Genomic DNA, 13192 nt, shown 5'->3' on the forward strand with positions numbered 1-13192 from the left:
GTCAGCGCCCCGGGAGCGCGGCGCCGACCCGGCCGCCGCGCTCGCGCGGGGGCCGGAGGTGTGCCCCGTGCCCGACAGGGGCGATCAACCGACCGTTGGCGGCCTCTGCTCAGGTGCGGTCGGAGCCCAGCGGCTTTCCGCCACGATCGCGGTGACCACCCCGACCACGGCAACCGCCGCGAGCACTCCGAGCTCAGCCATGGCCTCATCCCTGGAATACGGGCTCCACAGCGCGTGGATGGCCACAATCAGCGAGACCAGGCCGATCGGGGCACCGGCAAGTGCCGCGGCCGCAGGGGCGTATCGGCCGCGCCGCAGGACTGGCACAGCCACCAGGAGCAGCACCAGCTCGCAGACCGGGAAGGCGGGAGGGAGCGCACCGTCGAGCATGCTCAGGGATCGGAAGAGGCCATACATGACCGTGTGGCCCCACATCACACCGCCGACCAGCACCCCCGCGACTGCGGCCAGACCGCGTCGCCAGGTGGCCGGGCCCAGCAGGTCCGGCGGGGCGGCGAGCAGGATCAGAACCCACAGCGCCTGGGGGCCGACCTGGATGACCAGGCCGACCAGGCTCCTGATCCACACCGTGTGGTGGTGCGCCATGAAGTCGAGATTCTCGACAAGCCAGGTCACGACCGCGAGCAGCACGGCGACCGGTCCGAGCAGCCGCGCGACCGTCCACCGCCCGAACACGGCGGCGCCCGCCACGGCCAGGAACAACGCCTCGCTGCCCCGGCCGATCCAGTACGCGTAATAGAACGGCGGGGCGGACGGAACCCACAGAGCCGCGTCCCCGTGGCGCAGCCAGTCGCGCGCCAGCGTGTAGAGGTCCATCAGGGAGATGCCCGCCGCCGCGGCGGCCGCGAACGGCGCGGCCATCGCCGCCAGCCGTGCGAAGGTGCCGCCGGACCTCAAGCCCAGACGAGCGCGCACGCCGTGCCCCGCCAGGTCGAACAGCTCACGCGCGACGGCCCAACGGCCCGCGCCGGCCGTGATGCCGGCGAACACTGCCGCGATCTCCTCGCCCCACTCACGCCGGTACTTGGCCGGGTACAGGCGCAGGGTCCCCCTCAGAACGCGGTCGCTCATGATGCGAAGGCCCCCTTCAGCCACGGACGGACGGCAGACAGCCGGCGATCGGCCTCGGCGGCGACGGCGCGGAGGCGTTCCGCCTCGGCCCTGAGCACCTCGCGGCCGGAGTCGCTGAGGGCGTAGGTGCGACGGGCCCGGCCGTCGACGATCTCCTCGCTCTCAACCCGGATCAGGCCCTGGCCGAGCAACCGTTCCAGCGCGCCGTAGAGAGTCCCGGTACGCATCTTCACCCGGCCGTCGGAGATCGCGGCGATCTCCTGGATGAGGGCATAGCCGTGCCTGGGGGCATCGGCCAGCGCGGTCAGCAGAAGCAACGTGGGCTCCTGCAGGGAGCGTTCTGTCATGCGCCTATATATATCTCCTACCGGCATATGCTGTCCTGCGAATCATCGGAGGACAGCAGAATGTGCGTCATGACCACTGCCCTGCCGGACGGTTGGAACAACCTGCCGCGCCGAGAGCTACCGGCGATCCCGATCCGTACGGCCGTGACCTGCGGGAACACTGGGTCGAGCCGCAGCGGCGGTACCGCACGACGGCGGATCCGCGACCAGATCGAGCAGCGCATCCGCGGCCTGCTCGCCGACCTCGCTATCGAGCCCGCCACATGACCACCACCCAGGTGGCCATCACGGCGACAGTGGCCGGCTGCTCGGCTGGGCCCCGGTCGTGCGCGGGCTGACCCGACATCACCTACCAGCCCCGACCGCCGACGCGTCCGGGCTCCGGCAGCCGGCCATCCGCCACCAGCTCAAACCGGGCGCTTCCATGGCGGGCAGGACTTCTCGTGCAGCGGCCGCACCTCCTCAGACCGGCCGCGTCCGGCACCTGATCGAGGACTGGGCGGGTTACGGCCGGAGCACCGTCAGGGCGAAGCGGCCGCCGCGGTCGGCCGCGTGGGTGACGGCCTGGCTGGCGTCGTCCAGGGCGAACTCGGTGATCTCGAAGGCGCCCAGGCCCAGGAGTCCGGCGTTGGCCATGTCGATGAGGCGGGTGACCGCCGGGCGCGGGCACAGCCACTGGCCGCGGATGGTGATGTTGTTGCGCATGATCCACGGGTAGGGCAGGGCGAGGTCGTCGCCGCCGAGCGTGCCGACCCCGCCCATCAGCACCACGCGGCCGTACTCGCGCACGGTCATGGCGGCCGTCCGTACCGGGGTCGCGCCCACGGACGGCGGGAGCATGTCGAGCACCAGGTCGATCGGCCCCTGTGCCGCCTGCTTCATGCGCTCGCGATCGCCGTCCTCGTCGCCCGACAGCCGCACCGTCCGCAGCCGCGGACCGAAGCGACGCTCGAGCTCCTCCAGCATCGCCTCGTTGCGTCCCGGGGCGATGACGCGGCCGGCGCCCATCGCGAGGGCGACGGCGACGGCCGCGCTACCGAAATTCCCGGTCGCACCGCTGACCAGGACCGTCTCGCCCGCCCGCAGATCGCCCGCGACCAGCCCGCCGTACGGCACCAGGCACAGGGTGAGCGCGCTCCAGCGCCCCGCCTGCGCCTGGCTGATCGGCCCGATCGGGAAGGCGTTCTCGGTGGGGATCAGCAGCTGCTCGGCGAAGGAGCCCTGGCCGAAGTGGCGGTGCAGCCGCAAGCCCCCATCACCTCGGGCAGCCAGGCCCTGCAAGGTGATGTCGGGAGTGTGCGCGTCATCGCGCGAGCGCACCGACGGGTCGCACAGCACCCAGTCCCCCACCGCGAGCCGGGTGGCGTCCGGCCCGACAGCGCGCACCCGGCCCACCGCCCCGGCGCCGGGTATCGCCGGCACAGGCAGCAGGTAGGGGCGCTCGCCACTGAAGACCTCGTCCATGTACGGCAGCACCGGCGCCGCCGCGACGTCGACGATCACCTCTCCGGTACCCAGAGCCGGGTCCGCCACCTCCTCCACCGACAGGGGCTGCCCGAAATCCTTCAGAACCGCAGCTTTCACGGTCATTCCCTTCCGTCGCACCGGCCGCATCAGTCCGGCCGCATCGCTCGATGCGGCCATCGTGCGCGGACCGTGGACCCGTAACCAGGCCTCGTATCATCCTGGGATTGGCTGGTACCACCACCGCAGCAAAGGACGACGATCATGTCGAAGGCGAGCCGCAGCGGCCTCGGCGACTTCCTGCGGTCACGGCGGGAGCGGCTGACACCAGAGGCCGTCGGCCTCCCCCCGGGCCGCCGACGACGCACCCCCGGCCTCAGGCGCGAGGAGGTCGCCGAACTCGCCGGGATCGGCATCGACTGGTACATCCGGCTGGAACAGGGACGAACGGTGCGCCCCTCACCCGCCACGGTCGAGGCACTGGCCGGCGCCCTACGCCTGGACGACACCGAACGCGCGCATCTGCGTGCCATGGCACGCCAGCCAGAACCGCGCCCCTTCGACCGCGAGCACGTCCCGGACGCCACCCGGCGCCTCGTCGAGAATCTGAGCGAGCCCGCCTACGTGACAGGCCGCCGACGGGACCTGCTGGCCTGGAACACCGCCGCCACCGAACTGTTCACCGACTTCGGCCGCCTCCCCGACGAGGACCGCAACGTCCTCGTGTATCTCCTGCTCGCCCCCCAAGCCCGCCAACTGTTCGGACCAGGCTGGACGGAGCACGCCAAACACGCAGTGGCCCAGTTCCGCACCACCTACGACCAGTGGGCCCACGACCCCGGGTTCAACGACCTGGTGAAACGCCTCCTCGACAACTGCCCCCAGTTCGCCGAGTGGTGGAACCAGCACGACGTGATCGGCAGCGGCGCCGGCTGCAAAACCCTCCACCACCCGACAATGGGCCGGCAGTCGTACCACTACGCCACGTTCCAGGCCAACGAGGACCCCGCCCTGAAACTGGCGATCTACACCCTGACACGACAACGAGGCCACAGCCCGACCACCACCGAGCCCGAAAACCACCGGCAGCACCGCCCCTGACCACCACCAGTGGACAGAGGCCGATGCCTCGCGCCGGAGTCCCAGCGGCGGCCACCGTCGTTACGCCGACGGCCCCGCCCTCTCGCGTACACGCGTAGGCACAGGGCCCCGCCGTCGGCGAGGTCGATGCCCCACGTCGCCTCGTCACCCAAGCCCAGGACATCTGAGAGGAGCTGGAGGAGCTCTGGCTCGTCGTTGGCGACTCGTCGCGACAGCAGCCTGCGGCCGTCCTCGTCGATCACCACGCAATGGTGATGGGTCTTGCCTGTGTCAATACCGGCCCAGACAGCGGCCACTTGGTTCCTCCGTGCGTCGGGCTGTGCGGACGTACCACGGACGACCTCGCTGTCAATTCCCTCCGGAGCGATCGTGCGCAATTCCTAATTGGCAGCCGAGTTGTCGTCGACGGGTGAAACGGGTTCAGGCACGGATTCCGTGAAGGCGATCGTGCTTCCGTGCGCCCGTGACGCTCCGTCATGCCTGGGTGGATGCTGACCGCGTGTGAGGAGATCTTCTTTCTGCTTCCGCATCTCGCGGAAATGCGGGTTGCGTGCATGGAGGTGCGGGACGGCCGCGTGGTGATCGAAGCGTCGACGCCGGAGGACGTGCTCGTGCCGTGTCCCGGCTGCGGGGCGCCGTCCGGCCGGGTGCACAGCCGGTACGGTCGGCGCCTGGCGGACGCGCCGTGCGGCGGGCGGGGTGTAGTCATCGACCTGTCGGTCCGCCGGCTGTTCTGCGACAACCGCGAGTGCCGCCGGGTGACCTTCGCCGAACAGATAGACGGGCTGACCAGCCGCTACGGCCGCCGAACGCCTGTCCTGCAGCGGATGCTCGCCGCGTTGGGGGTCGTCCTGGCGGCGCGCGCCGTGGTCCGCCTGGCACTGCTGCTCGGCGTCCAGGTCAGCCGGATGACCGTCTTGCGCCTCGTCATGGCCTTACCGGACCCCGCCTGGGCGACCCCGCGCGTGCTCGGCATCGACGAGTTCGCCACCAGGAAAGGCCGCCGTTACGGCACCGTCCTGGTCGACTGCGAGACCCACCAGCCCCTTGACCTGCTGCCCGACCGCGACGCGGACAGCGTCGCCGCGTGGCTGCGCGAGCACCCCGGCGCCGAGATCATCTGCCGCGACCGCGCGCAGGTTTTCGCCGACGGCGCCCGCGCCGGCGCCCCGAACGCCCAGCACTGCGCAGACAAATGGCACCTCTGGCACAACCTCGCCGAGGCCGTCGAACGCCTCGTCTCCCGCCACCGCGCCCTGCTGCGCGACCTGGTCGACCCCGCCCCTGAACCCGAGCAGCCGGAGCCGGAGCCCGCACCAGTCGAGACGGTGAAGGCCGCCGACGAACCGCCCGAGCCCTACCCACAGGGGAAGTTCCTCGACCGGCTCCGTGACACCCACGCCGCCGTTCGCGCCCAGGTCGAGCAGGGCCTGAGCCTTCGCGAGATCGCCAGACGCCTCGGTCTCGGGCGCAACACCGTCCGCAAGTACGCCCGAGCGGCCAGTCCCGAGGCGATGCTGCACGGCCAGTGGCAGAACCGGACCAGCAAGCTCGATCGGTTCAAGCCCCACCTCGACCAGAGAATCGCCGAGGGCTGCACGAACATGTCGCTGCTCCACCGTGAGCTGCAGGAACGCGGGGCGCGCTGCAGTTACAGCACTTTGCGCGACTATGTCCGCCCGCTACGTCCCGGCCGTCGGGCTGCAGGGAGCGCGCCGGCGATCGCCCGGCCGCCCTCGCCCCGCGAGGCCACCGGCTGGATCATGGGCCATCCCGACCACCTGCGCGAGGATGACCAGCAGCAGCTCAAGACCTTGCCGGCCCGCTCACCCGAGCTCACGGCCGCCGCAGGTCACGTCCGCACCTTCGCGACCATCATGACGAACCGCGAAGGAGACCGGCTTCGGCCCTGGATCGCCGACGTGTGCGCAAACGAGCGGTGTGGCCTGGCCGGCTTCGCCGCCGGACTACTCCCTGACCTCGACGCCGTCGTCTACGGCATGAGCACCGACTGGTCGTCTGGGCCGGTCGAGGGCCGCGTCAACGACCTCAAAGCGCTCAAGCGCAGCATGTTTGGCAGAGCGAAGCCACCTCTGCTACGCAAGCGGTTCCTCCTGATCGCCGCAAGTCGTCGGCTGCGGATCGCCCCGACCGGCTGATCGACTTCACGGCATTCGCGCCTGAACCCGGTTCACGCAGGCCGTCCTGTTCGGCATCGTGGACTTGTCGAATAACGATATGCTCCTCTACTCTTGGGCATATCGAAAATCGATAGGTAGGGGTGCGATGAACACGCGACTCACGAGGACCCTGGCCTCGGTAACCTTTGTGCTGGCGGTGCTCTGCGGCCTCGCCTTCATCGGCACCGGGGTCACGCACATGCTCGACGACGGGACGGTCTGCGTGCAGACGGACTTCTGGCGCAATCCGCCACTGACACAGGACAGCCTGCCGATCGGCAAGGGCGTGCAGGCGTCCGGCAGTGTCACGCGCCTCTGCCAGGGCAGTCCCTCCGTGGGACAGCGCGCCGCCGACCTCGGAGGTGAACTGCCCTGGCTGCTGTTCGGCTCCCTCGCGCTGCTGCTCTTCTCCCGGCTGCTCAAGGCCGTTCTGCTGCAGGGGCCGTTCACCGACACGGTGTCGCAGCGGCTCTCCGTGCTCGGCTGGTTCGTCACCGTAGGCACGCCGCTGGCCGGCCTCGCCGTCGGCTGGTCGCAGTCCTGGCTCGTCGGGAGCATGGCACCGGTCGCTGGTTCTGGGCCGACGGTCTCCGGGCCGCTGGTGCTTGTCCTCGCCGGCCTCGCCGCGGTGATCATGGGAAAGATCATGCGCAAGGGCGTGCGAATGCGAGAGGATCTCGAAGGGACCATCTGATGCCCGAAGAGGAACTCCACGCGATCCGGATCCATCTCGACCGGCTCCTCGCCGAGCGCGGCATGACCCTCACCGAACTGTCCGCGCAGGTGGGCATCACCATCGTTAACCTGTCCGTGCTCAAGAATGGGCGGGCCAAGGCCATCCGCTTCTCGACCCTGTCGCGGATCTGCGATGTCCTCCGGTGTCAGCCCGGAGACCTAATCACCCACGACCCCGCCGAGACGGGGTAGCCAGTCATCCCCAGCAGGGTCCACCGCGCCGTCGGCCTGCTTCTGGCCTCGACGCTGTCGTCTACGGCCTGAACACCGACTGGTCATTCGAGCCGGTCGAAGGCCAGGTCAACGATCTCAAGCGCAGCCTGTTCGGGCGAGCGAAACCGCCCCTGCCGCGGAAACGACTCCCCCTCATCACGTCAAGCCGTCGGCTACAGACCGTGATGAGCAACTGATCGACTTCACGGAATTCGTGCCTGAACCGTGAAACGAGGACCACGGACGGCGGATCAAAAGCGGGTCACTGCGTGATCTCTTGATCATCCTGACTTCACTGGTACGGGAGTCAGGAGGGAAGAGGTGATCGGGGTGGAGGACTGGGCTGAGATCCGCCGACTGCACCGGGCCGAGGGCCGGACGGTGGGGTTGCCGTGGCGGGAATGCTAGGCCCGCGCGTCGGTGGTGAACAGGGCCGCGGCCTGCGATTTTTCGGCCGCGAACATGCCAGATGCCTGACCGACCGCCGCTGTTCTACGGCCTCGGGCACGGCCGGTGCACCGTGTCAGCGGTCGCACGCGCCGTCCGGTGCCGCGCCGGGTGTCCGCTGGGCTTCGAGGGCGAGAGCAGTGGCGGTCTCGGCGTGGCCGAGCGCGGCCAGGGCCGGCAGGAAGTCCCCCTCGGAGGAGAACTTCGCGGCTTGGCCGAGGAACATCTCAACCGTGTTCCAGTGATCGTCGGTCTCGATGTCGTACGCGGTACGCAGGTGCTCAGTGGCAGCGGCCAGCAGGGCGGACCAGCCGTCGTGGTCGGCGAGGTCCAGCCCGGTCAGCGGGGTGAGCCACAGATCGGCATGGGCGCGCAGCACCTGGCCGGGCTCGCGGTAGTCCCCGGCGAGCCCGCAGTCGGAGGTCAGCACCACCTTGGCGCCGGAACGCATGGCCAGGCCGGCGAACCATGCCTTGGGTGGCGGGGTGTGGTCGGCGCAGACCTGGACGGTCAGGGCGAGGCTGTCGCCGGGATCGCCGTCGGTGCCGGTGTCGGGCAGGTGTCCTTCGACGACGGTGGTGGCCCGGCCGGGGCACCGGTGGATGTTGCGCATGCTCGTCACGTCGCCGCGCTTCCACCGCCGCACGCGGGTGGGGCGCCGCTCCTGCAGGGCGGCGCCGATCTCGTAGGGCAGCTGATGGGCGAAGCGCACGATCGGCTTGAGGATGTCCGACCACGGCGGGTCGTGCTTGTCGTCGTCCAGATCGCTCAGCGGTACGCCGAGCGCCCTGTCCGGGGCCACACCGCGGCTCCCGGCCCCCGCGCGCACGCTGGTCAGGCCGCGGACCAGCTGTGTGTGCTCCTCCTGGTTCAGCGCCCGTACGGTGGCGTTACGGGCGGCGTAGCGCTGCTCGACATCGACCTGCAGCAGGTCGATCAGGCCGCCGAGCGTGGGTTCCGTGAACAGCGGCTTCAGCTCGGCGAGCGACAGCGGCGGCTGCCCGGCGACGACCCGGTCCAGGACCGTCATGCCGACCACCGCGTAGGCGGCGGCCTGCTGCCACAGCATCCGCGCCAGGCGGGAGGTGAAGGTGAACGCTTCGGCGGTGGCCTCCGACAGCACCTCGAAGTGCAGCGGCAGACCGCCGCCGGTCGCGTCCAGACGCCTCTCGGCGGCATCCGTCGTCGTGATCAGCCGCTCGCCCGTCGCCTCCGCCGACGCCAGCTCGTGCACCAGGCTCCCGACCGTCTCGTCGAACACGGCGATGACCTCGTACTCCACCCCGCTGAGGCCCGACAAGCTCTCCCTGCTCGGGAAATCCACCCCTGATCCCCTCCCACCACGACCTCGTCCGTCCGACGGCCCCACGCTAGCCCCCGGCGGTCACCGAGCGCAGGCGCTACTCGAACAACGAACAGCGGCCCCTACCGCCGCTGCGCCCTCTCCGGGGACGTCCGAGCGATGGACGGCTGGTAGAACCCCAGAGGGGGCGGCTCGACTGGTAAGCCCCCATGTTGGGGTGTTGCGTATTCGAGGCTGAAGGCAGCCTTTCATCACATTGAGTGAGAGTCTGATGTCTGTCGGGAACCTTGAGAAGTCGCCGGCCCGCCGCTTCGACGACTGCTCTCGGAGGTTGCCGTCCTGCCCAGCGCGCTGTCGTGAGCCGGCATCACAGCTCCTTGTAGGTGAACTCGGCCACCGGGCCGGTCGGGGACGAGTAGCCGTTCGACAGCACGGTGACGTCGATGGTGCGGGGCTTGCCGGCACCGGTGGTCGGGGCCGGCGCGGTGGCGACGATCTCGCTGGGCTCGCCGGTGCGCTTGACCTGGACTGACGGGGACGGGTTGTCGCCGAAGTAGACCTGGGCGTCGGAGCCGAAGTTGACGCCGACGATGGTGATGGAGTCGCCTTTCCGGCCACTGGTCGGGGCGATGCTGGTGATCATCACGGGGTCGGGGCCGTCGTAGGCGAACTGACCGAAGGGGACGGCGGGCGAGGTGCCCAGGTTGGTGGTGACCCGGACGGCGACCACGCCGACGCCGGGGGGTGCCTCGACAGTGATCACCTGGCCGTCACTGCTGACGAACGGGTCCTGGCACGGGACCGTTCCGAAGTCGACCGCCGTGCCCTCGCCGAAGCCGCTGCCGCCGATGCCGATCCCGCTGCCGGCCTTGCCAGCGTTGCTGGTGATGGCCCGCACCACCGGGCCCGGCAGCACGTCGGGGGCACCGAGCAGGCCCAGGTAAGTGGAGTTGGCGTGCTGGTAGGCGACCTGGCCCATAAAGTCCTGGAGCGTGCTCTTGACCATGACCGGGTCGTCGTCGGTCTTGTATTCCGGGTGCAGCGCGTTGGCCTGGCCCGGCTGGGCGTAGACGTGGGGGCCGGGCAGGGCGGCGATGGCCGTGATGACGGCCTTGACGTCGTCGTTCGCCGCCGGGCCGGGCGGATCGGAGTACCACTTCTTCGCGCTGTCGAGACTCGTCCAGGCCTGCGGCACCAGGTCCCAGGCGTTGTAGTAGCGCTCGTTGGCGACCCAGTTCAGGGAGTCGACGTAAGCCGCGAAGTCCAGGCCTCCGGCGGTGGGGGGCGGCGAAGGTGTAGAGGCTGAACTGTGGGGTAGGGCCCGGCCAGGTCTGCGCCTGGAGGTAGGGCGCGACCATGGTGGCGATGCAGCCGCCCAGACTGTGACCGATCACGTGGACGGTGGGGTTCGGCTTGGCCCAGGTGAGGGCGCCAGCGAGCGCCTCCACCAGGGTGATGTCCGACGCGCGCATGGTGATGACCTGGGTGAACGCCTCCATCGCGCCCTTGGAGACGGCCACCGGGGCGGATGGCGAGCCGACCGCGGTGAACGGCACCACCGTGCCCACGTCGAGGTCCTCCAGCAGGTCGGTGACACTGGCGACCGTGCCGCGGAGCACCACGGCGAACGCGTTGGAGGAAGAATTCAAGGCCAGGTACGCCATGTTCGCGTTGTCCGGGCTCAGCGCCAGCCACTGCAGCCTCCAGTTGTTCCCGGTCTCGAGTGAGGACTCGGCCAACTGCTGCTGGACGCCCAGGAAGGCCCGGTCCTGCTGCTCCGCCAGTGTCTCGCCCGATGGACGCGGGGTGGCGGCGGTCGCCGTGATCGCGGCCAGCGTCATGGCCACCTGGGGGATCGTCGGTGTGCTCTGCTCCGCCGGCATGCGTACTCCCTGGGAACGGATCGCCTCACCGGATGGGGAGATCGTGTTCCATCTGGGTCCCGCCGGGGACGTCCGATGATGTCTCCGGACCCGGGACGTCATCCCACTGGGCGCGCGGACCGGGCGGACCAATTGCGGGAGCTGACGTCGATCACACCCTTTTCGGGTTGGCTCTCCGATCCCGCGGCGGTGTCCATGACAAGAAGTGGAAATCGTCGTCCGGGCTGATCTGGTATAGGAGTTCGGCTCCTACTTTTGGGCCCTCATTTGAGGGCCCAGATTTGAGAACGTCGCCCGACTGCGGTTCCGATGGCGGGGGCGCATGTCACTTAGAGGTGCGATTTATTTCCCCGAACGGGGTTTTGGCTCGAAATCCCCTCACAACGCGGGCGTGGATTGGCAGCAGCCTTCCATTGGAACCCCGTTGCCACCAACGGCCTAACGCATCGCGGAACTCTAGATGATCTATTCCAAGGGGCCAGTGATCGTAGGCGATCAGTGAGCGTAGGACGGATTGTCCGGTGGCGTCGTTGTGCCAGATCGCGGCGGTCAGCGCGAGGATGCGTTGCATGACGCGGGCTATGACACCTCCGGGTGTGCGCCCTCGGTGCCGTTCGAGGTCAAGCTGCCCCTTGAAGGTCTCGTTGATCGATTCGATGACCTGTCGCAGCGGCTTGAACAGGGCTGCGCCAGGCCGTTCCCGTTCACCTTTACGGGCAGGCCGCAGCAACTGGACTAGACCCGCGGCCGACCTGCCGTGCACCGCGACTCCGTCGGCCCCGGGCGGTCGGCCGCGATGCCGCAGCCCGCCCGCCGGCCGCCGGCCGCACCCTGTCCGGGCGTACCGACGCCCCACTTACGGTGACGCGGCACCTCATCCGGTGGCCGCCGCGGGCCTGTGGAACAGCGCGAGAAGCACCGGATCCGCAGCCGTGCCCCGGGCAAGCCGGCCGCTGGATTCGCGCGGGGCCGTCACCTGGGTGACGACAGGCGCTCCCGGCGAGCTCCCGGACTCCCGTTAAGCACCTGAGCCCGGCTCGCCGACCAGAGCGCTCGTCCCCGCCGGGAACTGCTGACGTACCGGTCCGGCAGGCGGTCAGTGTGGCGGGAACGGGGCGTGCGGAGTCGTGCAGTGCGCCCCGCGCGGTGCAAGTTCCGTGGCCGGAGCGACTGTTGGGTGTGGTGGTGTTCCGAACGTTGGTCCATACGGGTTATTCGATCGGGGGGGTATGGCCTTGGCCGGCCGGTGTAGTTGTAATGGCGGTGACCGACTGTGGGGTGCCCATTCCCCTGTCGGGGCGTCGGGGTGGTGATCGCTTGACGGGTCACCGTCCCCATGCACGGGCACCCTGACAGGTGGAATTCGTCGGCCGCACCATCTGGCGCGGCCGTGTTCGGGCAGCCCCACTCCCGACTCACTCAAGGGGCTGCTCACATGGCAGTAACCATCGTTCCCACCCCCGTGGCGGCGTGTTCCGCCTTCACCGCCACGGCCACCGGCGCGCCCGCGGGGGCCGTCACCGCTGTCTTCTTCTATGACGGCGCCGCCCCGCAGTCGCTGCCGGTGGTCGCCGGCGCCGCCGGACCGGTGACGTTCACGGCTGTCGGCTCCGGCGCGCAGCTGGTCCTGGTGACCTACCTGAATGCCGTCAACACCGTGGTCGGGGTCGACAGCGGCACGGTCACCGTCAACGCGGCACCGGCCGGGACCATCTCCACGACGCTGTCGATCGCCGTCGGCGGCCTCGTGACCGCCGGGACCACCCTGACCTGCAGCGCCGGCCTGGTTTCCGTCAACGGCACCCTGACCTACACCCTGCCGGGCGGGGCCACGGTCACCGCCCCGGTGGTCAACGGCGTGGTCGGTCCGGCCAGTCTGGGACTGGCGCTGACGGCCGGTCAGGTGGTGGGGGTCAGCTTCACCCCCGCCGCCGGCACCTGTGCGGCCTGCACCTTCGCGCCGATCACGGTCACCGTGCCGGCGCCGCCGAGCTGTTCGGTGGTCATCATCCAGCCGGTGGTCGGCCCGATAGTCGCCGGCCAGCCCACCGTCGTGTCCGCGGTGGTGCTGTGCAACGGCGTGCCCGTTCCGGGTGCGACGGTCACCTTCAACGGCGACGGGGCCACCCCGGTGACCGCCACCACCAACGCACTCGGCATCGCCACCGGGTCGATCACCTTCCCCACCGCCGGACCGGTGTCGCTGACCGCCACCGTCACCGCGGCCGGCACCACCTGCACCTGCACCAACGTCGTCTCCACCCCGGTCACCATCACGGTGACCACGCCGCCGACCTGCCTGGTGCTCCTGCTGCCCCCGGTGACACCGGTGGTCGCCGGCCAGCCCACCGTCGTGTCCGCGGTGGTGCTGTGCAACGGCGTGCCCGTTCCGGGTGCGACGGTCACCTTCAACGGCGACGGGGCCAC

12 protein-coding genes and 3 pseudogenes are annotated in these 13192 nt (G+C 69.9%); 7 read left to right on the forward strand and 8 right to left on the reverse strand.

Going from position 1 to position 13192, the window contains the following annotated elements; all coding sequences use genetic code 11:
* Window positions 1–84 precede the first annotated feature (84 nt).
* Together ACH4E7_RS21570 and ACH4E7_RS21575 are read right to left on the reverse strand one after the other, a co-directional pair.
* On the reverse strand, window positions 85–1092 hold the full coding sequence (locus tag ACH4E7_RS21570; RefSeq protein WP_396250623.1) for a hypothetical protein: 1008 nt from the start codon (window positions 1090–1092) through the stop codon (window positions 85–87).
* Window positions 1089–1439, reverse strand: a complete 351-nt coding sequence (locus ACH4E7_RS21575; protein WP_396250624.1) for a PadR family transcriptional regulator — start codon at window positions 1437–1439, stop codon at window positions 1089–1091. Before ACH4E7_RS21575 ends, ACH4E7_RS21570 begins: the two co-directional genes overlap by 4 nt.
* Window positions 1440–1508: 69 nt before the next feature.
* Here ACH4E7_RS21575 and ACH4E7_RS21580 point away from each other — a divergent pair, with 69 nt between their 5' ends.
* Window positions 1509–1706, forward strand: coding sequence for a hypothetical protein (locus tag ACH4E7_RS21580; protein WP_396250625.1), 198 nt, complete (start codon window positions 1509–1511; stop codon window positions 1704–1706).
* Between the two features lie 237 nt (window positions 1707–1943).
* Here ACH4E7_RS21580 and ACH4E7_RS21585 read toward each other — a convergent pair whose 3' ends face one another.
* Window positions 1944–3029, reverse strand: a complete 1086-nt coding sequence (locus ACH4E7_RS21585; protein ID WP_396250626.1) for an alcohol dehydrogenase catalytic domain-containing protein — start codon at window positions 3027–3029, stop codon at window positions 1944–1946.
* Window positions 3030–3167: 138 nt separating this feature from the next.
* Between ACH4E7_RS21585 and ACH4E7_RS21590 the strand changes: the two genes are divergently transcribed.
* Entirely contained in the window at window positions 3168–4004 is an 837-nt protein-coding gene (locus ACH4E7_RS21590) for a helix-turn-helix transcriptional regulator (protein WP_396250627.1), read from the forward strand.
* Between the two features lie 104 nt (window positions 4005–4108).
* On the opposite strand, the pseudogene ACH4E7_RS21595 reads toward ACH4E7_RS21590, so the two are convergent.
* Window positions 4109–4300, reverse strand: a pseudogene (locus ACH4E7_RS21595) (transposase); the annotation flags it as partial.
* Window positions 4301–4579: 279 nt separating this feature from the next.
* Here ACH4E7_RS21595 and ACH4E7_RS21600 point away from each other — a divergent pair.
* The 3 genes from ACH4E7_RS21600 (at window position 4580) to ACH4E7_RS21610 (ending at window position 7111) form a co-directional block, all read left to right on the forward strand.
* A complete protein-coding gene (locus ACH4E7_RS21600; protein WP_396250628.1) occupies window positions 4580–6163 on the forward strand; it encodes an ISL3 family transposase in 1584 nt (527 codons plus the stop codon).
* A 127-nt stretch (window positions 6164–6290) separates the two neighbouring features.
* Window positions 6291–6878 carry a DUF2975 domain-containing protein gene (locus ACH4E7_RS21605; protein ID WP_396250629.1) on the forward strand — a complete coding sequence of 196 codons (588 nt, stop codon included), beginning with the start codon at window positions 6291–6293 and terminating at the stop codon, window positions 6876–6878.
* Complete coding sequence (locus tag ACH4E7_RS21610) at window positions 6878–7111, forward strand: helix-turn-helix domain-containing protein (RefSeq protein WP_396250630.1); 234 nt, start codon at window positions 6878–6880, stop codon at window positions 7109–7111. Before ACH4E7_RS21605 ends, ACH4E7_RS21610 begins: the two co-directional genes overlap by 1 nt.
* A 544-nt stretch (window positions 7112–7655) precedes the next feature.
* On the opposite strand, the gene ACH4E7_RS21615 is transcribed toward ACH4E7_RS21610, so the two are convergent.
* The 3 genes and pseudogenes from ACH4E7_RS21615 to ACH4E7_RS21625 form a co-directional block, all read right to left on the reverse strand.
* A complete protein-coding gene (locus ACH4E7_RS21615) occupies window positions 7656–8879 on the reverse strand; it encodes a hypothetical protein (protein WP_396250631.1) in 1224 nt (407 codons plus the stop codon).
* Window positions 8880–9249: 370 nt separating this feature from the next.
* Window positions 9250–10077: an IPT/TIG domain-containing protein gene (locus tag ACH4E7_RS21620; RefSeq protein ID WP_396250632.1), complete on the reverse strand. Its 828-nt coding sequence runs from the start codon at window positions 10075–10077 to the stop codon at window positions 9250–9252.
* A 46-nt stretch (window positions 10078–10123) separates the two neighbouring features.
* Window positions 10124–10450, reverse strand: a pseudogene (locus tag ACH4E7_RS21625) (thioesterase domain-containing protein); the annotation flags it as partial.
* Here ACH4E7_RS21625 and ACH4E7_RS21630 point away from each other — a divergent pair.
* Window positions 10338–10844: a hypothetical protein gene (locus ACH4E7_RS21630; protein WP_396250633.1), complete on the forward strand. Its 507-nt coding sequence runs from the start codon at window positions 10338–10340 to the stop codon at window positions 10842–10844. The pseudogene ACH4E7_RS21625 and the gene ACH4E7_RS21630 sit on opposite strands and share 113 nt — an antisense overlap.
* 402 nt (window positions 10845–11246) lie before the next feature.
* Here the strand turns inward: ACH4E7_RS21630 and ACH4E7_RS21635 are convergent.
* Window positions 11247–11498 (reverse strand): annotated as a pseudogene (locus ACH4E7_RS21635) (IS982 family transposase); the annotation flags it as partial.
* Window positions 11499–12200: 702 nt separating this feature from the next.
* Here ACH4E7_RS21635 and ACH4E7_RS21640 point away from each other — a divergent pair.
* Window positions 12201–13192, forward strand: a 992-nt coding sequence (locus ACH4E7_RS21640) for a hypothetical protein (protein WP_396250634.1), incomplete at its 3' end; no start/stop codon positions are given.

The sequence above is a fragment of the Kitasatospora sp. NPDC018058 genome (genome assembly GCF_044327205.1).
Lineage (GTDB): Bacteria > Actinomycetota > Actinomycetes > Streptomycetales > Streptomycetaceae > Kitasatospora.